Source organism: Pseudomonas sp. PDM20 (assembly GCF_014852575.3).
GTDB lineage: Bacteria > Pseudomonadota > Gammaproteobacteria > Pseudomonadales > Pseudomonadaceae > Pseudomonas.
The window spans coordinates 4,182,625-4,206,816 of the sequence record NZ_CM181224.1 but is presented as its reverse complement, the minus strand read 5'-3'; the positions used below and the strand labels follow the sequence as shown (position 1 = coordinate 4,206,816).

At 65.8% G+C, this 24,192-nt stretch carries 18 protein-coding genes and 1 other RNA gene; 8 read left to right on the top strand and 11 right to left on the bottom strand.

The features are described from left to right. Nucleotides 1-32: 32 nt before the first annotated feature. From IB261_RS19095 to IB261_RS19080, 4 genes are all read right to left on the bottom strand, one after another. Nucleotides 33-1,481, bottom strand: coding sequence for an efflux transporter outer membrane subunit (locus IB261_RS19095; RefSeq protein WP_318653039.1), 1,449 nt, complete (start codon nucleotides 1,479-1,481; stop codon nucleotides 33-35). A 5-nt stretch (nucleotides 1,482-1,486) separates the two neighbouring features. After that, nucleotides 1,487-2,554 carry an HlyD family secretion protein gene (locus IB261_RS19090; RefSeq protein ID WP_081518584.1) on the bottom strand — a complete coding sequence of 356 codons (1,068 nt, stop codon included), beginning with the start codon at nucleotides 2,552-2,554 and terminating at the stop codon, nucleotides 1,487-1,489. Nucleotides 2,555-2,565: 11 nt separating this feature from the next. Beyond that, nucleotides 2,566-4,146, bottom strand: coding sequence for an MFS transporter (locus IB261_RS19085; protein WP_192381358.1), 1,581 nt, complete (start codon nucleotides 4,144-4,146; stop codon nucleotides 2,566-2,568). 163 nt (nucleotides 4,147-4,309) lie between these two features. Next, on the bottom strand, nucleotides 4,310-5,233 hold the full coding sequence (locus IB261_RS19080; RefSeq protein WP_192381359.1) for a LysR family transcriptional regulator: 924 nt from the start codon (nucleotides 5,231-5,233) through the stop codon (nucleotides 4,310-4,312). Nucleotides 5,234-5,397: 164 nt separating this feature from the next. Here IB261_RS19080 and IB261_RS19075 point away from each other — a divergent pair, with 164 nt between their 5' ends. Next, on the top strand, nucleotides 5,398-5,820 hold the full coding sequence (locus IB261_RS19075; RefSeq protein ID WP_192224347.1) for a universal stress protein: 423 nt from the start codon (nucleotides 5,398-5,400) through the stop codon (nucleotides 5,818-5,820). A gap of 209 nt (nucleotides 5,821-6,029) precedes the next feature. On the opposite strand, the gene guaD is transcribed toward IB261_RS19075, so the two are convergent. The 5 genes from guaD to IB261_RS19050 form a co-directional block, all read right to left on the bottom strand. Further along, complete coding sequence (gene guaD, locus IB261_RS19070; protein WP_192381360.1) at nucleotides 6,030-7,334, bottom strand: guanine deaminase; 1,305 nt, start codon at nucleotides 7,332-7,334, stop codon at nucleotides 6,030-6,032. 83 nt (nucleotides 7,335-7,417) lie between these two features. Next, on the bottom strand, nucleotides 7,418-8,269 hold the full coding sequence (xdhC, locus tag IB261_RS19065) for a xanthine dehydrogenase accessory protein XdhC (protein ID WP_192381361.1): 852 nt from the start codon (nucleotides 8,267-8,269) through the stop codon (nucleotides 7,418-7,420). Nucleotides 8,270-8,493: 224 nt separating this feature from the next. Further along, nucleotides 8,494-10,884, bottom strand: coding sequence for a xanthine dehydrogenase molybdopterin binding subunit (gene xdhB, locus IB261_RS19060; protein ID WP_192381362.1), 2,391 nt, complete (start codon nucleotides 10,882-10,884; stop codon nucleotides 8,494-8,496). Beyond that, entirely contained in the window at nucleotides 10,877-12,340 is a 1,464-nt protein-coding gene (gene xdhA / locus IB261_RS19055) for a xanthine dehydrogenase small subunit (protein WP_081518577.1), read from the bottom strand. The genes xdhB and xdhA overlap by 8 nt, the downstream gene beginning before the upstream one ends. 416 nt (nucleotides 12,341-12,756) lie before the next feature. Then, the gene (locus IB261_RS19050; RefSeq protein WP_151187663.1) at nucleotides 12,757-13,893 is read right to left on the bottom strand and encodes an alkane 1-monooxygenase; all 1,137 of its coding nucleotides are present in this window, start codon (nucleotides 13,891-13,893) and stop codon (nucleotides 12,757-12,759) included. 183 nt (nucleotides 13,894-14,076) lie between these two features. On the opposite strand from IB261_RS19050, the gene IB261_RS19045 reads away from it, so the two are divergent. The 6 genes from IB261_RS19045 (at nucleotide 14,077) to IB261_RS19020 (ending at nucleotide 22,686) form a co-directional block, all read left to right on the top strand. Then, complete coding sequence (locus IB261_RS19045) at nucleotides 14,077-14,736, top strand: GntR family transcriptional regulator (protein WP_081518575.1); 660 nt, start codon at nucleotides 14,077-14,079, stop codon at nucleotides 14,734-14,736. Nucleotides 14,737-14,760: 24 nt separating this feature from the next. Further along, nucleotides 14,761-18,249, top strand: a complete 3,489-nt coding sequence (gene smc / locus IB261_RS19040; protein WP_192381363.1) for a chromosome segregation protein SMC — start codon at nucleotides 14,761-14,763, stop codon at nucleotides 18,247-18,249. A gap of 299 nt (nucleotides 18,250-18,548) precedes the next feature. Then, nucleotides 18,549-19,439 carry a cell division protein ZipA gene (gene zipA / locus IB261_RS19035; protein WP_081518573.1) on the top strand — a complete coding sequence of 297 codons (891 nt, stop codon included), beginning with the start codon at nucleotides 18,549-18,551 and terminating at the stop codon, nucleotides 19,437-19,439. A gap of 87 nt (nucleotides 19,440-19,526) precedes the next feature. Continuing rightward, the gene (gene ligA / locus IB261_RS19030; RefSeq protein ID WP_192381364.1) at nucleotides 19,527-21,920 is read left to right on the top strand and encodes an NAD-dependent DNA ligase LigA; all 2,394 of its coding nucleotides are present in this window, start codon (nucleotides 19,527-19,529) and stop codon (nucleotides 21,918-21,920) included. Nucleotides 21,921-21,959: 39 nt separating this feature from the next. Then, the gene (locus IB261_RS19025; protein WP_024763913.1) at nucleotides 21,960-22,238 is read left to right on the top strand and encodes an HU family DNA-binding protein; all 279 of its coding nucleotides are present in this window, start codon (nucleotides 21,960-21,962) and stop codon (nucleotides 22,236-22,238) included. A 70-nt stretch (nucleotides 22,239-22,308) separates the two neighbouring features. Beyond that, nucleotides 22,309-22,686, top strand: coding sequence for a hypothetical protein (locus IB261_RS19020; RefSeq protein ID WP_081518571.1), 378 nt, complete (start codon nucleotides 22,309-22,311; stop codon nucleotides 22,684-22,686). 6 nt (nucleotides 22,687-22,692) lie between these two features. Here IB261_RS19020 and IB261_RS19015 read toward each other — a convergent pair whose 3' ends face one another. Continuing rightward, entirely contained in the window at nucleotides 22,693-23,061 is a 369-nt protein-coding gene (locus IB261_RS19015) for a fimbrial protein (protein ID WP_192381365.1), read from the bottom strand. Nucleotides 23,062-23,304: 243 nt separating this feature from the next. Between IB261_RS19015 and ffs the strand changes: the two genes are divergently transcribed. Beyond that, an RNA gene (gene ffs, locus IB261_RS19010) (signal recognition particle sRNA small type) lies at nucleotides 23,305-23,401 on the top strand. 57 nt (nucleotides 23,402-23,458) lie between these two features. Here the strand turns inward: ffs and IB261_RS19005 are convergent. After that, the gene (locus tag IB261_RS19005) at nucleotides 23,459-24,181 is read right to left on the bottom strand and encodes a substrate-binding periplasmic protein (RefSeq protein WP_192381366.1); all 723 of its coding nucleotides are present in this window, start codon (nucleotides 24,179-24,181) and stop codon (nucleotides 23,459-23,461) included. Nucleotides 24,182-24,192 lie beyond the last annotated feature (11 nt).

Here is a 24,192-nt window from a genome sequence, read left to right as displayed (position 1 = left end):
CCCGATGGGCGCAATCGCGGGCATGCCCGCTCCTACAGATTCCGCGCGCTTTCCTCCGACTGCTGCCAGCCACCGCCGAGGGACTTGTAGAGCAGCACCAGGGTGGTCGCCACCGCTTCGCGGCTGCGCACCTGTTGTTCCTCGGTGGCCAGCAGTTCGCGCTGGGCGTTGAGCACGTTGAGGAAGTCCACCGCGCCGGCCTTGTATTGCTCACGGGCATTGGTCAGTGCGGTGCGGCCATGCTCGGCGGCCGTATCCAGGCTCGCCAGGCGACGCTGGTCGGCGGCGTAGTCGGTCAGTGCGTCGTCCACTTCCCGCCAGGCGTTGAGCACGGTGCGGCGGTAGGCGATGGCCGATTCCTGCTGCTGCGCCTCGCGCAGGGCGAGCATGCCCTTCAGGCGACCGCCCTCGAAGACCGGCAGCGACAGGCTCGGGCCGATGCCGAAGGTGCGGCTGTTCCAGTCGCCGAAATTCGACAGTTGCAGCGCCTGGAAGCCGAAGCTGCCGTTGAGGCTGATGCGCGGGTAGAAGTCCGCCTTGGCCACGCCGATGCTGGCGGTGGCGGCATGCAGCGCGGCTTCGGCGCGGCGGATGTCCGGGCGTCGTTGGGCCAGTTCCGACGGCAGGCCGACCGGCACTCCACGCGGCGGTTGCGGCACCGGTTTGGCCTGGGCGAGTTCCGCCTGTAGCGCACCGGGCGCTTCGCCGAGCAGGTAGCCCAGGGCGTTGATCAGTCGCGCCTGGCGCTTCTGGCTATCGGGCAGGCGCGCTTCGATGCTGGAGACCTGGGTCAACGCTTCTGCCACGTCGAGTTCGGTGGCGACGCCATCGGCGCGGCGCAGGCGGGTCAGCTCCAGGCTGCGCTGGGCAATCTCCAGGTTGCCGCGGATGATCGCTTCCAGGTCCTGTTCGGCGCGCAGTTGCAGGTAGTTGCGTGCGGTCTCGGCAAGCACCGAGACCAGCACGTCGCGACGGCTTTCCTCGGTGGCCTGGACGTTGGCGTCGGCGGCTTCCAGCTCGCGGCGCACACGGCCCCAGAAGTCCAGCTCCCAGGACAGGTCGAAGCCACCGTCGAGTTGGTTGAAGTTGTCCTTGCCGGCTTTGCCGGACGGGTCGCTCAGGCCGGCCTCGCTGTTGCGCTTGCGCTGGTAGCCCAGGTCCGCGCCGACGTTGGGCACGGCATCGCCGCCCAGTGCCTGGCGGATCGCCCGGCTCTGCTGCAGGCGCGCGTCGGCTTCGCGCAGGTCGAGGTTGGCATCCGCCACGCGGTGTTGCAGGTCGTTGAGCTGCGGGTCGCCCAGCAGCGTCCACCACTGCGCTTCCAGCGGCGCATCGAGAGTCTGGCTCGGTGCGTCGCCGCGCCGGGCGGACCAGTCCACCGCGTCGGCATCGTCCGGGCGCTGGAAGTCCGGGCCGACGCTGCAGGCGCCGAGCGCGAGCAGGGCGATGCTCCCTAGCACCAAGAGCGGGGACGTGCGCACGGCGGTCATTGTACGGCTACCTTCTGCTCGGCCTTGGTGTGCTTGCCGGTGTCGATGCGCGCGATCACCGACATGCCCACGCGCAGCCGGTCGCGCAGTGGCTGGTCGGCGTCGAGGACGATCTTCACCGGGATGCGCTGGACGATCTTGGTGAAGTTGCCGGTGGCGTTGTCCGGGGCGATGGGCGCAAAGCTCAGGCCGGTGGCCGGGGCGATGCTGTCGACGTGGCCGCGCAGCTTCTCGCCGGGGAAGGTGTCGATGCTGATCTCGACACGCTGTCCGGGCTGCACTTCGGTCAGCTGGGTTTCCTGGAAGTTGCCGACCACGTAGGCGTTCTGCAGCGGCACCACCGCAAGCAGCGCATTGCCCGGCGTGGTGTAGGCGCCGACGCGCACGGCGCGGCGGCCGACCATGCCGTCGAAGGGCGCGCGGATCTCGGTGTACGACAGGTTGAGTTGCGCCTGCTGCAGTTGCGCCTGGCCACGCTTCAGTGCGCCGAGGGCCTCGGCCTGCTGGGCGAGCAGCACGTCGAGCTGCTTGCGGGCGGCGAGGGCGGCAGCCTTGTCCTTGTCCAGCACGGCCTTCGCCGAGTCGACGCGCGAGCGTGCCTGCTGGGCGTTCTGCAGCGTGCCGGCGCCCTGGGTCGCGAGGTGCTGGTAGCGGTTCAGCTCCTGCGCGGCAAAGGTCAGTGCGGCCTGATCGGCCTGCACCTGGGCGGCGCTCTGGGCGATCACCGCCTGCTGGCGTTCGAGGTCGGCGGCGACGTGGTGATGACGCGCCTCGGCGGCCAGCACGTCGGCCTCGGCGGCTTCCAGCGCGGCGCGGTAGTCGCGTGCATCGATGCGTGCCAGGACCTGCCCGGCCTTCACCGACTGGTTGTCTTCCACCAGCACTTGCTCGATGAAGCCGGCGACTTTCGGCGCGACCAGGGTGAAGTCGGCATGGATGTAAGCGTCGTCGGTGCTCTGCTCGCGGCTGGGGCCCAGCAGGCGCAGCAGCAGGTAGACGACGAGGGCGAGAAGCAGCACGGCAACCAGGGCCAGACTGCCGCGACGGGAGCTCAGTTGCGACATGGGCAGACCTTTCATTGATTAGGAATGACAGGGCGCGGCGGGTAGACCCGCAGCGGCATCAGGGGAATCAGGACGAGCAGGGCGGCGGCCAGCCAGGACATCGCCAGCAGCGTGTCGGAGGCGGCGAGCACGCCGGCCTGGCCGCGCACCTGGCCGGCCAGGCGGCCGATGTTCTCGGCGCCGCCCAGTTGTTCCAGGCGCAGGCCGAGGGCTTGCGAGGCATTGCCCAGATGGTCGACCAGGCGGTTGGAGTGGTAGTGCTCGCGCCAGGTCATCAGGATCGACACCACGGCGCTGCCAAGCACCGCCGAGAAGCCGCGCACGCTGTTGAACCAGGCCGAGGCGAAGGGCCCTTCGATGGGCGCGACGACGCTGGTGGCGGACATCAGCAGCGGCACGATGGCCATCGGCTGGCCGATGATCTGCAGCGCCAGCAGCCAGTAGAAATTCTCCCGCGTCCACTCGCTGGTCAGCTGGCTCATGCCGAAGGCCGACAGCCCACACAGGCTGATGCCGATCGCCAGCACCCAGCGGCAGTCGACTCGTGGGATGTTGCACAGCGCGGCCACCAGCGGCAGCGAGATCAGCTGCGGCAACGCCACCAGCAGTGCCATGGGTGCCGATTGCAGCGGGCGATAACCGTGGGCCGAGGCGAGGTAGGACGCCGGTACGCCAGCGCACGCACCGAGCACCACCAGCACGCCGGCCAGGGTGATCAGCGAGTGGGTGAAGTTGCGCCGCTTGAGGATGTCCAGGCGGTAGAAGGGCAGCGGGTGCGTCCACTCGTTGATGAAGAAGGCCACCAGCAGCCCGGCGCCGCCGATCACCAGCAGGCTGATCAGGTCGGATTCGAACCAGTCCAGGCGCTCGCCCTGCAGCAGGCCCATCACCAGCATCAGGATGCCCGGCAGGCCGAGGGCCAGGCCGAGGTAATCGAACTGACGCAGGCGCTCCAGACGCAACGGATCCTGCGGGATGCCCCAGGCGACCGCGACCAGCGCCACTGCGCAGAGCGGGATGACCTGCCAGAACACCCACTGCCAGCCGACGAACTCGGTCCACAGCGCCGCCAGCGGCATGCCGAGGTTCGGCGCAAAGGTCGCGGTCAGCGCGTAGGCGCCCAGGCCGTAGAGCTTGATCCCAGGCGGCAGGAAGCGCAGTGCCACGGTCATCAGCATCGGCGGCATGCAACCGCCGGCGAAGCCCTGCAGCAGGCGCAGCAGGTAGAGCGTCTCGACATTCGGCGCGAAGGGGCAGAGCAACGCGAGCAGGGCGAAGCAGGCGATGGCGCCTAGGGTGAAGCGTCGCAGCGACACGGTGACCGAGAACCAGGGCGCGAAGGCCATGGCGGCGACCTGCGCCGCCGAGTACAGGGCGATCAGCCACGTGCCTTCGTCGTGGCCGATGGACAGCGCGCCACGCACGTCGGTCATGGCCAGGTCGGTGACTTTTTCGTTGAGGCCGGCGCTTAGGGAGGCGATCAGTACGCCGATCATGCCGACCACGATGCGCAGGCCGAATGGCTGGGCAACCGGTGCGGCAGGCTTCGCTGGTTGTGGGCTGGCGGCGGAAATCGGGGCGAGCGCGGTCATGGCCGGCCTCCATGGGGATGGCCGATGCCGCCGCCCTTGGGCGGTGATGTGCAAGGCATAGGAATCAACTCGGGTATTTGCGACCGAGTCTAGGGAAGGGTGATAGCTGTGGAAATTGAAATGATTGCAGCTAATTAGTGCGTTCAGTGCACTTTATGCGCATTCAGCTCAGCAGACCGGAGCTCTCGCGCAATTCGATGCAGACGCGCTTCACTGTTTGCCGCAGCCAACTGTGCGCCGGGTCATTGTCGAAGCGCGGGTGCCAGGCCTGGATGATCACCACCGATTTGAGCGGCAGCGGAATGTCGAACTGGCGCAGGGCGAAGCCCAGGCGGTCCAGGCGCCATAGCGAGTGCTCCGGAATGGGCAGCACCAGGTCGGACTCCAGCAGCGCGAAGATCGAAGAGTGAAAGGTCGGCGCGGTGAGGCGGATTTCCCGCTGCAGGCCCAGGTTGGCGAGTTCCTCGTCGATCGGCCCACGGGATTTGCCGCGCCGCGACACACTGATCTGAGGAAACGAGGCGAAGCGCTCGGCGGTGATCTCGTCGTCGAAGATCGGATGGTCGCGCCGCGCCAGGCCGACGAAATTGGTGGTGAACAGGGTCTGCGTGCGGATTTCCGGTTCCAGCGTGGAAGCGCTGCCGATGTACAGGTCGATGCGGTTCTGCCGCAGGGCTTCGTCGTCGAAGTCGGCCTCCGGGGCGATGCGCAGGCTGCAGCGCGGCGCTTCTTCCTTCATCACCGCCAGCATGCGCGAGGCGAAACCGCCCACCAGCACGTTGTTGGAGCGCAGCACGAAGCAGCGTTCGAGCTGGTCCATGCGCAGGTTTTCCTTGGCGTTGAACAGGCGCATGGCGTGTTCCACCAGGTCGCTGACTTCCTCGCGCAGTTGCAGCGCACGGGGCGTCGGCACCAGGTTGCGCCCGGCGCGAACCATGATCGGGTCGCCCACCGCCTCGCGGATGCGCGACAGGGTGCGGCTCATTGCTGGCGGGCTGAGGTGCATGCGCCGCGCGGCGCCGACCACGCTGCCTTCTTCCAGCAGGATATTGAGGGCGACCAGCAGGTTGAGATCGGGCAAGGCCATGGCGACTCCGGAGGGTTGGCGCGGTGCCATTCATGTTCCATTGCGACGGGCCCGATGGGCAAGCGTGCGTTTCATGCAATGGTCCATTACGTTTTGCGTGCCTTTACGCTCCGCGCCGTGGCCCGAAGAATGGCGGCGGATTTCGTTTCACGAAGGAGAAAGGCATGTTCAAACGGATTCTGCTGGCTATCGACGGCGCGGCGCAGTCGCCACGCATCATCGCGACCGCCGGCGAGCTGGCGCGCTGCAACGGGGCCCAGGTGCATGTGGTCTGCGCCGTGGATCGCGCCTTTGCCATGCCGCGAGAGGACGCCCTGGAGTACCCGCCGGCCGAGCAGGAACAGCACGAGGCACAGACGCTGGTGGACGAGGCGGTGGCGCAGTTGCAGTCCGGCGATGCTTCGGGCGCTGTGGTGGCAGGTGATCCGGCGCGGGCGATCCTGCGCGAGGCGGAACGGTTGGCGTGCGACCTGATCGTGATCGGCCACCGGCACCTGGGGCGTATCGAACGGCTGCTGGACCCCTCGGTGGGGCAGCGGGTGATCGAGCGGGCGCCATGTCCGGTGCTGGTCGAGGTGCGGGAGTAGGAGCGCCTGTTGGCTCCGTACCGGATTCCGATATTGCCGGCTAACGCCGAGGCTCTTTGTAGGAGCGGGCCATGCCCGCGATCGCGCGCATGGCGCGCTCCTACCAGGGTGGATTTACGCGGGGTTGCCGCGCAAGGGTGCCGGAAAGAAAAGCGGCCCCGGCGCCGGGTTGGTCCTGAGCGAGGACCCGGCGCCGGAGCCGTAAGGGGTCAGCCGCGGCGATGCACGTTGCGGCCGTGCGCGAAGGTTTCCTTCACGGTACGGTCGTCGCCGAGGATGACCAGTGCGAAGAGTTTCTCCTCCAGGGTTTTCGCCTGCTGCAGGCGGTAGTCCAGCAGCGGGGTGGCCTTGTAGTCGAGGACCACGAAGTCGGCCTCGTTGCCCTGCGCAAAGCTGCCGACCTTGTCCTCCAGCTCCAGCGCGCGGGCGCCGCCAAGGGTGGCCAGGTACAGCGACTTGAACGGGTCGAGCTTGATGCCCTGCAGCTGCATCACCTTGTAGGCCTCGTTCAGCGACTGCAGCTGGGAGAAGCTGGTGCCGGCACCGACGTCGGTGCCCAGGCCGACCTTGACCTTGTGCTTCTCAAGCTTGGCCAGGTCGAACAGGCCGCTACCCAGGAACAGGTTGGAGGTCGGGCAGAAGGCCACAGCCGAGCCGGTTTCGGACAGGCGCTGGCACTCGCCGTCGCACAGGTGCACGCCGTGGGCGAACACCGAGCGCGGGCCCAGCAGGCCGTGGTGGTCATAGACATCCAGGTAGCCCTTGCGCTCCGGGAACAGTTCCTTGACCCACTCGATTTCCTTGAGGTTTTCCGACAGGTGCGTGTGCATATAGACGCCCGGGTGCTCCTTGAGCAGGCGGCCAGCGGCGTCCAGTTGTTCCGGGGTACTGGTAGGAGCGAAGCGCGGGGTCACTGCGTAGAGCAGGCGGCCCTTGCCGTGCCAGCGCTCGATCAGCGCCTTGCTGTCGGTGTAGCTGCTTTCGGCGGTGTCGGTCAGGTAATCCGGCGCGTTGCGGTCCATCATCACCTTGCCGGCGATCAGGCGCAGGTCGAGCTTCTGCGCAGCGCCGAACAGCGCGTCCACCGACTGCGGGTGCACGGTGCCGAACACCAGCGCGGTGGTGGTGCCGGCGCGCAGCAGTTCCTTGAGGAAGATGCCGGCGACATCGGCGGCGTGGGCCGGGTCGGCGAACTGCTTTTCTGTGGGGAAGGTGTAGGTGTTCAGCCAGTCCAGCAGTTGCTCGCCGTAGGAGGCGATCATGCCGGTCTGCGGGTAGTGGATGTGGGTGTCGATGAAGCCGGGGGTGATCAGCGCGTCGCGGTATTCCACCACTTCGACGCCAGCCAGTTGCGGCAGCAGGTCGGCAGCGTGGCCGAGGCGGGCGACCTTGCCGTCTTCCACCAGCAGGATGCCGTCCTCGAAGTACTGGTAGGACTTCTCCACGCCGACTTCGGCCGGGTCGGCGACGCTGTGCAGGATGCTGGCGCGGTAGGCTTTGGCTTGAGTGCTCATCGATCTCTCTTCAGTCGTGTTTCGGGGCCGGGGCGCGCGCAGGCGCCGGGGCGGGATGGGCATGCGCCCATGCTACGGAAATTTCAGGCGCCGCTTTCGGCGGTGCGGGCGCGGCGGCTCGTGGGTAACAGTTTGGCCACGGTGTTCTCGCCCTTGCCGGTCTCCTGACCGAAGGTGGCGTTGTAGGTGGCGATCACCTCGCCGGCGATGGACACGGCGATCTCCACCGGGAGCTTGCCCTTCACCTCGCTGATGCCCATGGGGCAACGCATGCGCTGCACGGTGTCGGCGGCGAAACCGCGGTCGCGCAGGCGGTGCTCGAACTTGGCGCGCTTGGTGTCGGAGCCGATCAGGCCGAAGTAGGTGAAGTCGTTGCGCTCGAGGATCTTCGCGGTCAGCTCCAGGTCCAGCGCGTGGTTGTGGGTCATGACGATGAAGTAGCTGCCAGCGGGCATCTCGTCGATCTCGTCGATCACTTCCTCGTTGATCACGCGGGTCACGCCCTCGGGGATGTAGCCGGGGAACTCGGCCTCCCGCGAGTCGATCCAGCGCACCTTGCACGGCAGGCTGGCGAGCAGCGGTACCAGCGCGCGGCCGACGTGGCCGGCGCCGAACACGGCGATGTGCGCCTGGGGCTGGCCCATGGGTTCGAACAGCAGTACGGTGGCGCCGCCGCAGCACTGGCCGAGGCTGGCGCCGAGGCTGAAGCGCTCAAGCTTTGGCTCGCGCTCGCGGGCCAGCAGCATGTCACGGGCGATCTGCATGGCCTTGAATTCGAGGTGGCCGCCGCCGATGGTGTCGTAGGCTTTGCCTGCGCTGACGACCATCTTCGAGCCGGCGTTGCGCGGGGTCGAGCCGCGCTCTTCGATGATGGTCACCAGCACGCTGGCTTCGGCGCGCTGTTGCAGGTCGGCGAGGGCACTGATCCAGTTCATCAAACGAACCTCAAGGGTGGAGTCGTAGGGCGCATAACGCCTCGGGCGTTATCCGCCGAAATGGCGACGGCGGATAACGCGTTCCGCGTTATGCGCCCTACGGTATGTCAGTTCGTGGGGCGCGGTTGGCGTTCCACGATTCTTTAAAAGGGTGGGGCGCCGCTGGCAGGGCGGAGGACGGAAGTGGGGACGTCTCTCCCTGCCAGCGGTGCCCCATGGTCACGTCACGCCGGCTCGACCTGAGCCGGTGCCTTCTCGACCTGGACCAGCTTCAGCTTGCGCATCTGCTCCACGCCCCAGAGCACGCGCTCAGGGGTGGCCGGGGCGTCGATCTGCGGCTGGGCGCGGTAGTCGGCGAGGCTGGCCACGGCATCCTTGATCGCGCAGAACACCGAGATACCCAGCATGAACGGCGGCTCGCCGACGGCCTTGGAGTGGAACACCGTCTGCTCCGGGTTCTTGCGGTTCTCCACCAGCTTCACCCGCAGGTCGATGGGCATGTCGGCGATGGCCGGGATCTTGTAGCTCGCCGGGCCGTTGGTCATCAGCTTGCCCTTGGCGTTCCACACCAGCTCTTCCATGGTCAGCCAGCCCATGCCCTGGACGAAGCCACCTTCCACCTGGCCGATGTCGATGGCCGGGTTCAGCGAGGCGCCGACATCGTGGAGGATGTCACTGCGCAGCATCTTGTACTCGCCGGTGAGGGTGTCGACGATCACTTCCGAGCAGGACACGCCGTAGGCGAAGTAGTAGAACGGCCGGCCGCGCGCCTGGCTGCGGTCGTAGAAGATCTTCGGCGTGCGGTAGAAACCGGTGGAGGAGAGTGAGACCTGGCCGAAGTAGGCCTGTTGCACGAGCTCCTCGAAGGGCAGGATCTGGTCGCGTACGCGCACCTGGTTGTTGCGGAACTCGACGTCTTCCTCGGTCACCTTCCAGTGCTTGGCGGCGAACTCCACCAGGCGCTGCCTGAGGGTCTCGGCGGCGTTCTGCGCGGCCTTGCCGTTCAGGTCGGCACCGGAAGAAGCGGCGGTCGGTGACGTGTTGGGCACCTTGTCGGTGTTGGTGGCGGTGATCTGCACGCGGTCGATGTCGACCTGGAAGACCTCGGCCACCACCTGGGCGACCTTGGTGTTCAGGCCCTGGCCCATCTCGGTGCCGCCGTGGTTCAGGTGGATGCTGCCGTCGGTGTAGATGTGGATCAGCGCGCCAGCCTGGTTGAGGAAGGTGGCGGTGAAGCTGATGCCGAATTTCACCGGGGTCAGCGACAGACCTTTCTTCAGCACCGGGCTATTGGCGTTGAATTCGCGGATTTCGGCGCGGCGCTTGGCGTACTCGGAGCTGGCTTCCAGTTCCTCGGTCATTTCCTGCAGCAGGTTGTGTTCCACCTGCTGGTAGTAGTGGGTGACGTTGCGCTCGTCCTTGCCATAGTAGTTGCGCTTGCGCACTTCCAGCGGGTCCTTGCCGAGGTGGCGCGCGACCGCGTCCATGATCTCCTCGATGGCGACCATGCCCTGCGGGCCGCCGAAGCCGCGGTAGGCGGTGTTCGACGCGGTGTTGGTCTTGCAGCGGTGACCGTTCACCGTGGCGTTGCCGAGGAAGTAGGCGTTGTCGGAGTGGAACATCGCGCGGTCGACGATGGACCCGGAGAGGTCCGGCGAGTAGCCGCAGTTGCCGGCCAGCTCGATGTTGATGCCGTGCAGCAGGCCGTCGTCCTCGAAGCCCACGTCGTATTCGACGTAGAAGGGGTGGCGCTTGCCGGTCATCTGCATGTCTTCGACGCGCGGCAGGCGCATCTTCGCCGGGCGACCGGTGAGGCGCGCGATCACCGCGCACAGGCACGCCGGTGCGGCAGCCTGGGTTTCCTTGCCGCCGAAGCCGCCGCCCATGCGGCGCATGTCGATGACCACCTTGTTGAAGGAGATACCCAGCACTTCGGCGACCAGCTTCTGCACTTCGGTGGGGTTTTGCGTCGAGGTGTAGACGATCACGCCGCCGTCTTCGGTGGGCATCACCGAGGAAATCTGCGTCTCCAGGTAGAAGTGTTCCTGGCCGCCGATGTGCAGGGTGCCCTGGATGCGGTTCGGCGCGGTGGCGAGCTGGCCTTCCGAGTCGCCGATCTTGTGCTGGTGGCTGTCGAGCACGAAGTGCTTCTTGCGCAGCGCTTCGACCACGTCGAGCACCGGCTCCAGGTCTTCGTACTCGATGATCGCGGCCATGGCGGCCTTGCGTGCGGTTTCCAGGCTGTCGGCGGCGACGGCAATGACCATCTGGCCGACGTACTCGACCTTGCCATCCGCCAGCAGCGGGTCACCGGCGACGACCGGGCCGATGTCCAGCTGGCCGGGGACGTCATCCTTGGTGATGGCGATGGCGACGCCGGGGAACTGGTAGCAGGGGCTGACGTCCAGCTTGGTGATACGCGCATGGGCGCGGTCGCTCATGCGGGCATAGACGTGCAGCTGGTTGGGGAATTCCAGGCGGTCGTCGATGTAGATCGCCTCGCCGCTGACGTGCTTGGGCGCGCTCTCGTGCTTGACGCTGCGGCCCACGCCGGTGGTGAGATCGGCGCGAAACAGCGCAGTGAGTTCTTCCTGGCTCTTCTGGGGCTTATGCATAGTGGGTCACCCGGGTCACGGCCTGAGGGGCTTCCAGTTCCAGGAAGCACTTGCGCAGCAGGTTCTGCGCGGTGAGCAGGCGGTATTCCTTGCTCGCACGGAAGTCGGTGAGCGGGGCGAAGTCCTCGCTCAGTGCCTGCGCGGCACGCTCGAAGGTGGCGCTGTTGAAGGTCTGGCCGAGCAGTGCGGCTTCGCAGGCGGCGGCGCGTTTCGGGATGGCGGCCATGCCGCCGAAGCCGGTGCGCACGGCGGTGATCCGGCAGTTCTCCACGGTCAGGTTGAAGGCAGCGCAAACGGCGGAGATGTCGTCGTCCAGGCGCTTGGAGACCTTGTAGGCGCGGAACGCCTGGCTGGCCTGCGGGCGCGGGATGATCACCTGCTCGATGAACTCGCCTTCCTGGCGCGCGGTGACCTTGTAGTCGATGAAGTATTCGTCGATCGGCAGTTCGCGACGTTCGTTGCCCTTGCGCAGTACCAGGCGCGCGCCCAGTGCGATCAGCAGCGGCGGCGAGTCGCCGATGGGCGAGGCGTTGCCGATGTTGCCGCCCAGGGTGCCCTGGTTGCGGATCTGCAGCGAGGCGAAGCGGTGCAGCAGCTCGCCGAAGTCCGGGTAGTCGCGGGCCAGGGTTTCGTAGCAGTCGGTCAGCGGAGTCGCGGCGCCGATCTCGATGCGGTCGTCGAAGACTTCGACGCGCTTCATTTCCTCGACGTGGCCGACGTAGATCATCACCGGCAGTTCGCGGTGGAACTGCGTGACTTCAAGGGCCAGGTCGGTGCCACCGGCCAGCAGGCGAGCCTGCGGGTTGGCGGTGTAGATGTCGGCCAGGTCGGCGATGGTCAGCGGCAGCAGGCAGCGCTTGTCGCCGCTGTTGAGCTCGGCGGTTTCGCGCGGGGCGATGGCTTTCAGCTGGGCGATGATCTCGGGCTGGGCAACATCGAACTGGTCCGGCTGCTTCTGGCAGCAGGATTGCTCGGCGGCGTCGAGGATCGGGCGGTAGCCGGTGCAGCGGCAAAGGTTGCCGGCCAGCGCTTCATGGGCCTCGGCCTTGCGCTCTTCGGCGGTCTCGCCTGCGGTGTTCTTCTGCAGGGCGAACAGCGACATGACGAAGCCGGGGGTGCAGAAGCCGCACTGCGAACCGTGGCAATCGACCATGGCCTGCTGCACGCCGTGCAGTTCGCCGCGGTGCTTCAAGTCATCGACGCTGATCAGCTGCTTGCCGTGCAGCGACGAGACGAAGGTCAGGCAGGAGTTGAGGGTGCGGTAGCGGATGCGCTCGGCGCCTTCTTCGCCGACCAGTTCACCGACGACCACCGTGCAGGCGCCGCAGTCACCGGAGGCGCAGCCTTCCTTGGTGCCTGTCTTGCTCAGGTTCTGGCGCAGGTAATTGAGCACGGTGAGATTGGGATCGAGGCGGTCTTCGACGCGCAGCTCGCGATTGAGCAGGAACCTGATCAAGGCTTGCCTCCAGGCTGGTTCTTGTTTTTGGTAGGGCACTGGAGGCGAATCTATGGAAAGCTGACTTTTGAGTCAATAAATTTTCTGTCCGGATGGTCAGAAAGTTTTTCCGCAGCTGATGAGCGGCGTGGTTGGGTTTTGTGCAGGAGCTGGCCGTAGGATGGGTGGAGCCTAGGCGATACCCATGCTGTGACCGCGCGAGGCGTGATGGGTATCGCCGCGCTCCACGCCATCCTACGAAGAGCACAAGGGTAGGGCGGATAACGCGCCAGCGTTATCCGCCGTGTGGCCTCCGGCGGATAACCCGTTCCGGGTTATGCGCCCTACGTCCAGCAACTGCGCTCCTGCGAAAAGTCAGAAAGAAAAAAGGCGGCAAGCCGGGGTAGGGCTTGCCGCCAAGGCGTGGAACTCGTCGATCAGGCCTGCTGGGTGGCGCTCAGCTGGTATTCCTCGCCGGCGTAGTAGGCGCGCACGCGGCGGTCCATCACTGCGCGCCAGAGCGGCGGGAACAGCGCGAGGACGATCATCCCGGCGTAACCGTTGGGCAGTTGCGGGCTTTCATCGAAGTGGCGCAGCACCTGGTAGCGACGCTTGGCGTTGGCGTGGTGGTCGGAGTGGCGCTGCAGGTGGAAGAGGAACAGGTTGGTCAGCAGGAAGTTGCTGTTCCAGGAATGCTCGTGGGTGGTCCGCTCGTAGCGCCCGGTTTCCAGGCGACGGCGGTGCAGGCCGTAATGCTCGACGTAGTTGACGATCTCCAGCAGGGTGAAGGCCATCACCGACTGGCCGATGAAGTACACCGCGCCGATCCAGCCAAAGGCGACGCTGAAGCCGACCAGGAACAGAGCGCTGATCACGTACCACCAGATCAGCTCGTTGCGCCAGTGCAGCGCCGGCAGGCCCTTGCGCTTGAGGCGTTCGGTCTCAAGCCGCCAGGCGTTGAGGAAGTTGTGCTTGTAGGCGTGGGGCAGGAAGGCATACAGGCTCTGGCCGTAGCGCGAGGACGAGGCGTCTTCCGGCGTGGAGACATGCACATGGTGGCCGCGCACGTGTTCCACCTTGAAGCCCGCATAGCACACTGCTGCCAGCAGCAGGCCGCCGGCGTTCTGCTCCAGCTCCGGGTCCTTGTGGATCAGTTCGTGGGAAACGGTGATGCCGATGGCGCCCATCACGGTGCCGACGGAAAGTATCCAGCCGAGCTGGCCGACCCAGTTCCAGGCGTCATAAGTGGCCAGTACCCAGCCGCCGTAGACCAGCATGCCCAGCAGCAGCGGCACGGTCAGCAAACTGAGGAAGCGGTAGTAGCCCTCGCGCTCCATGGGCGGGACATCCTCCACCTCGTCGGGATTGGCCGGATCGCGGCCGACCACGAAGTCCAGCAGCGGGATCACCCCGAACACCACGGTGATGACCAGCCACGCCCAGGCATTGGGATAGTCGCTGCCGTAGGACCACCAATAGCTGACGGGAATGCCGAAGACGGGAACCAGCCAGATCCAGTAGCCGGCTTTCTTAAGACGCAACATCCAGGCAGGGGAAAGGAACAAAGCGAACATGGACGACTCCCGATACGTCTCTTGTGTAGGATTGTCAGACAATCCTGCGCCTGTTCCTTCCGGCGGATGCACCAACCTTTGTTCTGTCGTCCCTCCTGGGCGGGGGATGGCGCGGTAACACCCTGTGTTACACTTCGCGTCCGCAGCACCCCCTCGAAAGCGCCCCGATTCTTAAGGACAACCATGACGTTCAAGGCCCCGGACAGCCTGGCTGAGCAGATCGCGCATCACCTTGCCGAACGCATCATCCGGGGCGAACTCAAGGAACGCGAACGCATCCAGGAACAGAAGGTCACCCAGACCCTCAACGTCAGCCGCGGCTCGGTTCGCGAAGCGCTGCTGATCCTCGAGCGCCGCCACCTGGTCGTCATCCTGCCGCGCCGGGGGGCGCAGGTGTCCGAGCTGTCCGCGGCCCACGTGGAAAGCCTCTATTCGCTGGTGATGGAGCTCTACATCATGCTCGCCAGCAGCGTGGCGCGGACCTGGCGCGAAGAAGCCGACCTGGCGCCCTTCATGGCGATCCAGCAGCGCCTGCTGGACGAACTCGAACGCGGCGACATCAACGCCTTCGTCGAATCCAGCTTCGACATCATGCGCGCTGCCTTCCCGTTCGCTGCCAATCCCTACCTGCAGGAAACCGTGGAAAATCTCCTGCCGGCCATCAGTCGCACCTATCATCTGGCCCTGGAACGCCGCAAAGGCGAGATGAGTCAGTTCATCGGCAGCTTCGAAAACCTGCTGCGCGCGGTCGTGGGCCGCGACGAGGCGGGCATCCGCGAGGTCCTGCTCGACTACGGTCGGCACAACAGCCAACTGGTCCTGGCCGCACTGGCTGAACGATAAGAAGAGAACGGGGGAAGAGGGCGCATGCGGCTCAAGTGCATCAAGCTGGCGGGCTTCAAGTCCTTCGTCGACCCGACGACGGTCAATTTCCCGAGCAACATGGCGGCCGTGGTCGGCCCCAACGGTTGCGGCAAGTCCAACATCATCGACGCCGTTCGCTGGGTGATGGGCGAGAGTTCGGCGAAGAACCTCCGCGGCGAGTCGATGACCGACGTCATCTTCAATGGCTCCAACACGCGCAAGCCGGTGACGCAGGCGTCCATCGAACTGGTGTTCGACAACTCCGACCAGACCCTGCTGGGCGAATACGCCAGCTACGCCGAGATTTCCATCCGCCGCCGCGTGACCCGCGACGGCCAGAACACCTACTTCCTCAACGGCACCAAGTGCCGCCGCCGTGACATCACCGACATCTTCCTCGGCACCGGCCTGGGGCCGCGCAGCTACTCGATCATCGAACAGGGCATGATCTCCAAGCTGATCGAGGCCAAGCCCGAGGATCTGCGCAACTTCATCGAGGAAGCCGCCGGCATCTCCAAGTACAAGGAGCGCCGCCGCGAGACCGAGAATCGCATCCGCCGTACCCAGGAAAACCTCGCGCGCCTCACCGACCTTCGCGAAGAGCTGGAGCGCCAGCTGGAACGCCTGCACCGCCAGGCCCAGTCGGCGGAGAAGTACCAGGAATTCAAGGCCGAGGAGCGCACCCTCAAGGCCCAGCTCGGCGCCCTGCGCTGGCGCGACCTGAACGAGCAGGTCGGGCAGAAGGAAAAGGTCATCGGCGACCAGGAAGTGGCTTTCGAGGCGCTGGTGGCCGAACAGCGCAGCGCCGATGCCAGTATCGAGCGCCTGCGTGACGGCCACCACGAACTGTCGGAAACCTTCAACCAGGTGCAGGGCCGCTTCTATTCCGTGGGCGGCGACATCGCCCGCGTCGAACAGAGCATCCAGCACGGCCAGCAGCGCCTGCGTCAGCTGCAGGACGACCTGCGAGAGGCGGAAAAGACCCGCCAGGAGACCGAATCCCACCTGGGCCACGACCGCACCCTGCTCGCCACCCTGGGCGAGGAGCTGGAGCGCCTGGCCCCGGAACAGGAAATCAGCGCCGCCGCCGCCGAAGAAGCCACCGTCGGCCTGGAAGACGCCGAGCAGCGAATGCACGACTGGCAGCAGCGCTGGGACGCCTTCAACCAGCAAAGCGCCGAACCGCGCCGCGAAGCGGAGGTGCAGCAGTCGCGCATCCAGCACCTGGAACAGAGCCTGGAACGCCAGGGCGAGCGTCAGCGCCGCCTGAACGATGAGCGCACGCAACTGGCCGCCGATCCTGAAGATGCCGCGATCCTCGAGCTGGGCGAACAGGTCGCCGCCATCGAGTTGCTGCTGGAAGAGTCGCAGATCGAGGAACAGGAACTGGCCGAGCGCCTGGAGCGCGTGCGCCAGTCCCTGCAGGAAAGCACCGCCGCGCAGCATCAGGCGCAGGGCGAGCTGCAACGCCTGAATGGCCGCATTGCCTCGCTGGAGGCGCTGCAGCAGGCCGCGCTCGATCCGGGCGACGGCACCGCGCAATGGTTGCGCCAGCAAGGGCTGGAGCAGCGTCCGCGCCTTGCCGAGGGCCTGCGCGTGCAGGCGGGTTGGGAGCTGGCGGTGGAAACCGTGCTCGGCGCCGACCTGCACGGCGTGCTGCTGGATGACGTGAAGGGGCTGCCCTTCGACGCGCTGGAGAAGGGCGAGCTGCGCCTGCTCGATCTGACCGCTGGCGCCGTTTCCCGACCCGGCAGCCTGCTGGACAAGGTCGAGACGAATGTCGACCTGAGCTACTGGCTGGGCCGCGTGCGCCCGGTCGAAACCCTGGAGCAGGCGCTGGCCCAGCGCGCGTCGCTGGGCGACGGCGAAAGCCTGATCAGCCGCGACGGCTACTGGATTGGCCGCAACTTCCTGCGCGTGCGCCGTGGCGAATCCGCCGATGGTGGTGTACTGGCGCGTGGCCAGGAGCTGGAGCGCCTGTACGCCGAGCGCGAGACGCTGGAGCAGCGCCTCGCCGAGATCGATGAACAACTGGTGCGCCTGCGCGACGAGCAGCGCCAGGCCGAGGAGGGCCGCGACCAGGTGCGTCGCCGCCTGCAGGACGAAGGCCGCCGCCAGGGCGAGCTGAAGGCGCAGCTGTCCGCGCAGCAGGCCAAGGTCGAGCAGCTGACCCTGCGCCGTCGCCGTCTGGACGAAGAGCTGGCCGAGCTGGCCGAACAGCACGCCATCGAGCAGGAGCAGTTGGGTGAAGCCCGCTTGAGCCTGCAGGAAGCGCTGGATGCCATGGCCGTGGACACCGAGCGTCGCGAATCATTGCTCGCCGAGCGCGACGGCATGCGCGAGAAGCTCGACCGCATCCGCCAGGAGTCTCGCCAGCACAAGGATCACGCCCATCAGCTGGCTGTGCGCGTCGGCTCCCTGCGCGCCCAGCACGAGTCCACCCGCCAGGCGCTGGAGCGCCTGGACAGCCAGGCCGTGCGCCTGGTCGAGCGTTGCGAGCAGCTCAACCTCAACCTGGAGGAGGGCGCCGCGCCGCTGGAAGAACTGCGCATGCGTCTCGAGGAACTGCTCGACCGGCGCATGGCGGTGGAAGACGAACTCAAGCACGCGCGCCTGGCGCTGGAAGATGCAGACCGCCAGCTGCGCGATGCCGAGAAGCGCCGCACCCAGGCCGAGCAGCAGTCGCAGCTGCTGCGCGGCCAGCTGGAGCAGCAGCGCATGGAGTGGCAGGCCCTGAACGTGCGGCGCAAGTCGCTGCAGGAACAACTCCACGAGGATGGTTACGACCTGCACGGCGTGCTGGGAACCTTGCCCCATGACGCTGCCGAGAAGGTCTGGGAAACCCGCCTGGAGGAACTGGCCGCGCGCATTGGTCGCCTGGGCCCGATCAACCTCGCGGCGATCGAGGAATACCAGCAGCAATCCGAGCGCAAGCGCTACCTGGACGACCAGAACGACGACCTGGTGGAGGCGCTGGATACCCTGGAAAACGTCATCCGCAAGATCGACAAGGAAACCCGCAACCGCTTCAAGGAAACCTTCGACCAGATCAATGCTGGCCTTCAGGCATTGTTCCCCAAGGTTTTCGGCGGCGGTCATGCCTATCTGGAACTTACCGGCGAGGATCTACTCGATACCGGGGTGGCGATCATGGCGAGGCCGCCGGGCAAGAAGAACAGCACCATCCATCTTCTGTCCGGTGGCGAAAAGGCCCTGACCGCTCTGGCGCTGGTGTTTGCGATCTTCCAGCTGAACCCGGCACCGTTCTGCATGCTCGACGAAGTCGACGCGCCGCTGGACGATGCCAACGTCGGCCGTTATGCGCGGCTGGTGAAGGAGATGTCGGAGAAAGTGCAGTTCATCTATATCACCCACAACAAGATCGCCATGGAGATGGCCGATCAATTGATGGGCGTGACCATGCACGAACCGGGTTGTTCGCGTCTGGTGGCGGTGGATGTGGAAGAGGCAGTTGCACTCGCCGAAGCGTGATCGTCCGGGCGAACTTGAGCTATGCTGGCAAGATGCTTTGTTTCCAGCCTAACGCATTGATTTGATTGGGGTAGGGTTCACTTCGGGCGCGCAGCTGGCGACCGCTATGAAAAGTTGCAAAGAGTGCGGCGGAGTGTCGCCTCAGACAGTGTAAAGTTATGTGAGAGCGTGTTAGCTTAACCCCCACTTTTGTATCGCGTGGAAAACATCAGTCAGAACATGAAGTTGGCTCCACGTTTTCAAGGGATAGGATGTCCTTTTTTTCATCATCATTTTTTGTTCAGGGGCTACGGGATTAGATGGATATCGGTCTGCGCGAATGGCTGATCGTCATTGGGCTTATCGTCATCGCCGGCATTCTGTTCGACGGTTGGCGTCGCATGCGGGGTGGCAAGGGCAAGTTGCGTTTCAAGCTGGATCGCCAGTTTGCCAACCAGCCCGATGACGGGGACGAAACCAACCCGGAACTGCTCGGGCCTTCCCGTGTAGTCGAGCACCGCGAGCCGGAGCTGGACGAGGAGGACCTGCCCAAGCTCAGCGCCAAGGAGTCGCGCGGCAAGCGTCGCGGGGAACCGCGCCAGGGTGACCTGAACCTGGACGACCCGGCGCCGAATCTGCTCGGCCCGCTGGACGAAGAGGATTTCCCCAATCCGCTGGACGAAGTGCCGGCAGAGAAGGACAAGCCGAAAAAGGACCGCAAGAAGGACAAGGAGCGTGCAGCTCCCGCGCCTGCTGCTCCGTCGGCGCCGCAGGCGCCGGTCGACGAAGTGCTGATCATCAACGTGATCAGCCGCGACGAGAACGGCTTCAAGGGCCCGGCGCTGCTGCAGAACATCCTCGAAAGCGGCCTGCGTTACGGCGAGATGGACATCTTCCATCGTCACGAGAGCATGGCCGGCAACGGTGAAGTGCTGTTCTCCATGGCCAATGCGGTCAAGCCTGGCACCTTCGATCTGGATAACATCGACCAGTTCAGCACCCGCGCGGTGAGCTTCTTCCTTGGCCTGCCGGGCCCGCGTCATCCCAAGCAGGCGTTCGATGTGATGATCGCCGCTGCCCGCAAGCTGGCCCAGGAACTCAATGGCGAGCTGAAGGACGAGCAGCGCAGCGTGATGACCGCGCAGACCATCGAGCATTACCGTCAGCGCATCATCGACTTCGAGCGACGCGCCCTGACCCAGAAGCGCTAAGCTTTCCGCACGCTGCACAAAAAGCCCCAAGCGACCCTTGGGGCTTCGCATTTCTAGCCGCAACCTCTTGCCGCCCGAGATTCCCGCATGACCGACTCCCAATCCGCTGCCGAACGCATTGCCCAGCTGCGCAGCGAACTCGACGACCACAACTACCGCTACTACGTGCTCGACGAGCCGAGCGTGCCGGACGCCGAGTACGACCGCCTGTTCCGCGAACTGAAGGCGCTGGAAGCCGAGCATCCCGAACTGATCACCCCCGAATCGCCGACCCAGCGCGTCGGCGGTGCGGCCGCCTCGGCCTTCGGTGAGGTGCGCCATGAAGTCCCGATGCTCAGCCTGGGCAACGCCTTCGAGGAGCAGGACCTCAACGACTTCGATCGCCGTGTGCGTGAAGGCCTGGCGGACCAGTTGCCATCTTCCGACCTGTTCGGCGGCGGCGCCGAAGTGGAGTACAGCTGCGAGCCCAAGCTCGACGGCCTGGCGGTCAGCCTGCTGTACGAGAACGGCGTGCTGACCCGCGGCGCCACCCGTGGCGACGGCACCACCGGCGAGGACATCAGCGTCAACGTGCGCACCATCCGCAATGTGCCGCTGCGCCTGAAGGGCGAGGGCTGGCCGGCGGTGCTGGAAGTGCGTGGCGAGGTCTTCATGTCCAAGGCAGGTTTCGACGCGCTCAACGAGCGGCAGATGGAAGCCGGCGGCAAGACATTCGCCAACCCGCGCAACGCCGCGGCCGGCAGCCTGCGCCAGCTGGATTCGAAGATCACCGCCAGCCGCCCGCTGGAGTTCTGCTGCTACGGTTTCGGTCGCGTCGAGGGCGGCGCGCTGCCCGGTACCCAGGTCGATATCCTCGAAGCCCTCAAGGGCTGGGGCATTCCGATCAGCCGCGAGCTGAAACTGGCCAGGGGCGTCGAAGGCTGCCGCGCCTACTACGAGGACATCGGTGCCCGCCGCGACAGCCTTGCCTACGAGATCGACGGCGTGGTGTTCAAGGTCAACCGCATCGACTTCCAGCGCGAACTGGGCTTCCGTGCCCGCGAGCCGCGCTGGGCCATCGCCCATAAATTCCCGGCCCGCGAAGAACTGACTGAACTGCTCGACGTGGAATTCCAGGTCGGCCGTACCGGTGCGGTAACGCCCGTGGCGCGTCTGAAGCCGGTGCAGGTGGCTGGCGTGACCGTATCCAATGCCACGCTGCACAACATGGACGAGGTTGCCCGCCTGGGCCTGATGATCGGCGATACCGTGATCATTCGCCGTGCCGGCGATGTGATTCCGCAGGTCATGCAGGTCGTCACCGAGCGCCGTCCAGCGGATGCTCGCCCGGTGGCGATCCCCACCCAGTGCCCGGTATGCGGCTCCCAGGTCGAACGCACCCAGCTGGTCAAGCGCAGCAAGGGCAAGGAGTCGGTCAGCGAAGGCGCCATCTACCGCTGCGTCGGCCGGCTGTTCTGCCAGGCGCAGCTCAAGCAGGCGATCATCCATTTCGTCTCGCGCCGCGCCATGGACATTGACGGTCTCGGCGACAAGATCGTCGAGCAACTGGTGGACAAGGGCCTGGTGAAGTCCCCGGCCGACCTCTACACCCTGACCTTCGAGCAGGTCATCGTGCTGGAAGGCTTCGCCGAAGTCTCCACGCGCAACCTGCTCGCGGCCATCGCCGACAGTCGCAGACCCGCGCTGGCGCGCTTCGTCTTCGCCCTGGGCATCCCGGACGTCGGCGAGGAAACCGCCAAGCTGCTGGCGCGCTCCCTGGGCTCCCTGGCGCGCATCCAGAAGGCGCTGCCGGAAGTGCTCACCTACCTGCCGGACGTCGGCGGCGAAGTGGCCTACGAGATCCACAACTTCTTCGATGACGAGCACAACCGCGGCGTGATCGCTGAGCTGCAGAATCCAGAGCATGGCGTCCAGTTGCAGGAAGAAGGCGAGGTTTCCGCCGAGTTCGCCGCCGTCGCCACCCTGGCGGGCTTCATCGACAAGCTGAACATCCCCTTCATCGCCGCTACCGGCGCCGAGAAGCTGGCCGACCGCACGGGCAGTCTCGACGCGCTCATCACCCTCAGCCAGGACTGGCTCGACCTCAGCACCCTCAAGGGCGTGAACGAGAAGGCCAAGCAGTCGGTGCGCGAGTACTTCGCCGATGCCGCCCGCGTCGAGCGCGCGAAGGCGGTCGAAGCGCAGCTGGCGGAGTTCGGCATGCACTGGCGCAGCGAGCGCAAGGTGGTCGAAGGCCTGCCCCTGGCCGGCCAGACCTGGGTGCTGACCGGCACCCTGGAGGCCATGAGCCGCGACGTCGCCAAGGAAAAGCTCGAAAGCCTGGGCGCCAAGGTGGCCGGTTCCGTCTCGGCCAAGACCCACTGCGTCGTTGCAGGACCGGGAGCGGGTTCAAAGTTGGCCAAGGCCCAGGAACTTGGCGTCGCCGTAATGGACGAAGAGCAGCTGATCAAGCTGCTGGCCGACCATGGCCTCGGCGCCTGACACGCATCCATCAAGATCAATGCATCAAGGAGTCATTCCATGCCCATGACCAAGGACCAACTGGTTCGCGATATCGCCGAGTCCCTCGACCTGACCCAGGCCGCCGTGCGCGGCGTGTTCGAGCAACTGGCGCAGATCGCCCAGGACGCCCTGGAGAACGACGGTGAACTGACCCTGCCGGGGATCGGCAAGCTCAAGGTCAGCGAACGCGCTGCCCGCACCGGCCGCAACCCGCAGACCGGCAAGACCATCGAGATCGCCGCGAAGAAGGCGGTACGCCTGGTGCCTGCCAAGGCCCTGGTCGACAGCCTGAACTGATCGGCGGGCCCGCTCCGATCCCTGCGTTGCAACGCAGGGCGGGGTGGGCCAGCGATTGACGGAGAGCGAGATGGACAAGGCAAGAAAGCAGCGCCTGCTCGGCGTCGGGGCGCTGGTGGTGCTGTTCGGGGCCTACGTGGCCTGGACCGAGCGCCCGCAGATCGTCCTTCATTACGAGGGCGTGGGCGGGCCGGCGGTGAGCTACAGCTTCAAGGAAAATGGCGAGGAAACCCTCGCGGGCGAGATCAAGCCGGGCGAAGCACGCGCCTTCCCGCTGCGCCTGCTGCGTTCGGGTGAATACCGCGTCGCCTTCCAGTTCCACCAGGGGGCGGAGCGCTACTCCACTTTCAGCACCCGTCCGGGCTACAGCAAGATGGACCTGTTCATCGGGCCGAACCTGGAGGTCTCCACCCAGCCTCGGCCCGAAGGGCTGCTCCAGGGGCAGTAACGCCCCTTACAGGTACTCGGCCACCAGCACCACATTGCGCTGGCCTGCGGCTATGCCACCCTTGGCGATCTCGCGGATCACGCTGTCGGTGTCGCCGGTGGCCGCGATGCCATTCCCCAGTGCATTGCCGCGCGCATCGGTCAGCCGGTAGCTCACGCTGGGCATCGCGCCGCGCGGCTGGTTCAGCATCATCGTCATGGCCCGGTTGCACTCGCTCAATTGCACGCGGGCGCTGCGGGCGGTTACGTCGGTCAGCCCGACCTGGCAGGTCGGTTCGACCACCGCACCGCTGAAGTGGATGACCCCGTCGTAGGCCATCAGCGGGGTCGAGAAGAGCAGGGCAACGAGAGTGGTGGATCGCAGTGCAACGGACATGCTGGCATTCCTCGCTCGGTCACGGCCCGCCTGTAAGCGACGGGTTCTTCCTTAAGCGTCGGCGCCGTTGGAATTTTCTGAATTGGCTGTAGGGTAATTCCCCTAATGAAAAGGCAAATTCGTGATGAAGGTCAGGAATTGCATGTGGAACGTCGCTAAGTGCTTGAAGTGCTTGTAAGTTGCGCTCAAGCCGCTACAATGGCGCGGCTCGCTGATCTGGCGAGCTTCTCGTGATGGTGGCCCTGTCGGTCCCCCCGCAACGATTACTCGCTTACCTGGTCAGGTCCGGAAGGAAGCAGCCAAGGCGGGGACATTGTGTGCCGGGGTGTGGCTGGCGGGGCCGCCTCCATTTCGGGGTCGGTAAAATCCGCCCCATCCTGTCGATGCACGCGTCGCCTCAGCGATAGTGACCCAGGATTTCCTCGATCTTCCCCGACGCCTTGATCTTCGCCAGCACCGAGAGGACCTCGTCGGCGCGGACTTCGGGCGTGTCCAGCACCATGCACGACAGCGGCGTCTCCTCGATCACGCTGGCGATTCTCAGACGCTCCGCCTCGGGCAATTCACGGTTGAACCAGTTCAGCGCGAACTCGCTGCTGATTGCGTACTGATAGCGACCGATACGCAGCTTCTTCAACACCAGTTCCTGGTTGCGCGCGTCGTCGCGGGTCAGCCAGTGGCTGTCCAGCAGCGGCTGCAGGCGCGGGTAGTGATAGCCCAGCACGGTGCCGACAGATTGGCTGGGCAGGGTTTCCAGCTTGTCGGCGGGGGCATCGCGGACTACCAGCAGGTCGCGTTGCACCATCAGCGGTGCGGTCCAGCGGTAGTCCTTGAATTCATGCTCGGTCCAGGTGCGCGACACGTAGCAGCGCACGTCGACGGAGCGGCTCAGTAGGGCCTGCTCGATGCGTGCGCGGGGCACGATGTGGAAGGCTGCCGGGCGGCCCAGTTCGCGTGCCGTCTCGTTGAACAGTTCGAACATGATGCCGCCGGTCAGTTCGCCATTCTCGATCTGCGCCAGCGGCATCGCCCAGCTATCGACCACCGAAAAGCGCAGGGGACGGTCGTCGGCCTGGGCGAAGGTGGCGGTCAGCAGCAGGGCGGTGGCGAGGAAGCGCATCAAGGCTCCGT

Bases quoted from the DNA above. Each gene is read 5' to 3' on its own strand.
- IB261_RS19090 (WP_081518584.1), bottom strand. From the start codon at position 2,554: ATGTCGCAACTGAGCTCCCGTCGCGGCAGTCTGGCCCTGGTTGCCGTG.
- IB261_RS19085 (WP_192381358.1), bottom strand. From the start codon at position 4,146: ATGACCGCGCTCGCCCCGATTTCCGCCGCCAGCCCACAACCAGCGAAG.
- IB261_RS19080 (WP_192381359.1), bottom strand. From the start codon at position 5,233: ATGGCCTTGCCCGATCTCAACCTGCTGGTCGCCCTCAATATCCTGCTG.
- IB261_RS19075 (WP_192224347.1), top strand. From the start codon at position 5,398: ATGTTCAAACGGATTCTGCTGGCTATCGACGGCGCGGCGCAGTCGCCA.
- guaD (WP_192381360.1), bottom strand. From the start codon at position 7,334: ATGAGCACTCAAGCCAAAGCCTACCGCGCCAGCATCCTGCACAGCGTC.
- xdhC (WP_192381361.1), bottom strand. From the start codon at position 8,269: ATGAACTGGATCAGTGCCCTCGCCGACCTGCAACAGCGCGCCGAAGCC.
- xdhB (WP_192381362.1), bottom strand. From the start codon at position 10,884: ATGCATAAGCCCCAGAAGAGCCAGGAAGAACTCACTGCGCTGTTTCGC.
- IB261_RS19050 (WP_151187663.1), bottom strand. From the start codon at position 13,893: ATGTTCGCTTTGTTCCTTTCCCCTGCCTGGATGTTGCGTCTTAAGAAA.
- IB261_RS19045 (WP_081518575.1), top strand. From the start codon at position 14,077: ATGACGTTCAAGGCCCCGGACAGCCTGGCTGAGCAGATCGCGCATCAC.
- smc (WP_192381363.1), top strand. From the start codon at position 14,761: ATGCGGCTCAAGTGCATCAAGCTGGCGGGCTTCAAGTCCTTCGTCGAC.
- zipA (WP_081518573.1), top strand. From the start codon at position 18,549: ATGGATATCGGTCTGCGCGAATGGCTGATCGTCATTGGGCTTATCGTC.
- ligA (WP_192381364.1), top strand. From the start codon at position 19,527: ATGACCGACTCCCAATCCGCTGCCGAACGCATTGCCCAGCTGCGCAGC.
- IB261_RS19025 (WP_024763913.1), top strand. From the start codon at position 21,960: ATGCCCATGACCAAGGACCAACTGGTTCGCGATATCGCCGAGTCCCTC.
- IB261_RS19020 (WP_081518571.1), top strand. From the start codon at position 22,309: ATGGACAAGGCAAGAAAGCAGCGCCTGCTCGGCGTCGGGGCGCTGGTG.
- IB261_RS19015 (WP_192381365.1), bottom strand. From the start codon at position 23,061: ATGTCCGTTGCACTGCGATCCACCACTCTCGTTGCCCTGCTCTTCTCG.
- IB261_RS19005 (WP_192381366.1), bottom strand. From the start codon at position 24,181: ATGCGCTTCCTCGCCACCGCCCTGCTGCTGACCGCCACCTTCGCCCAG.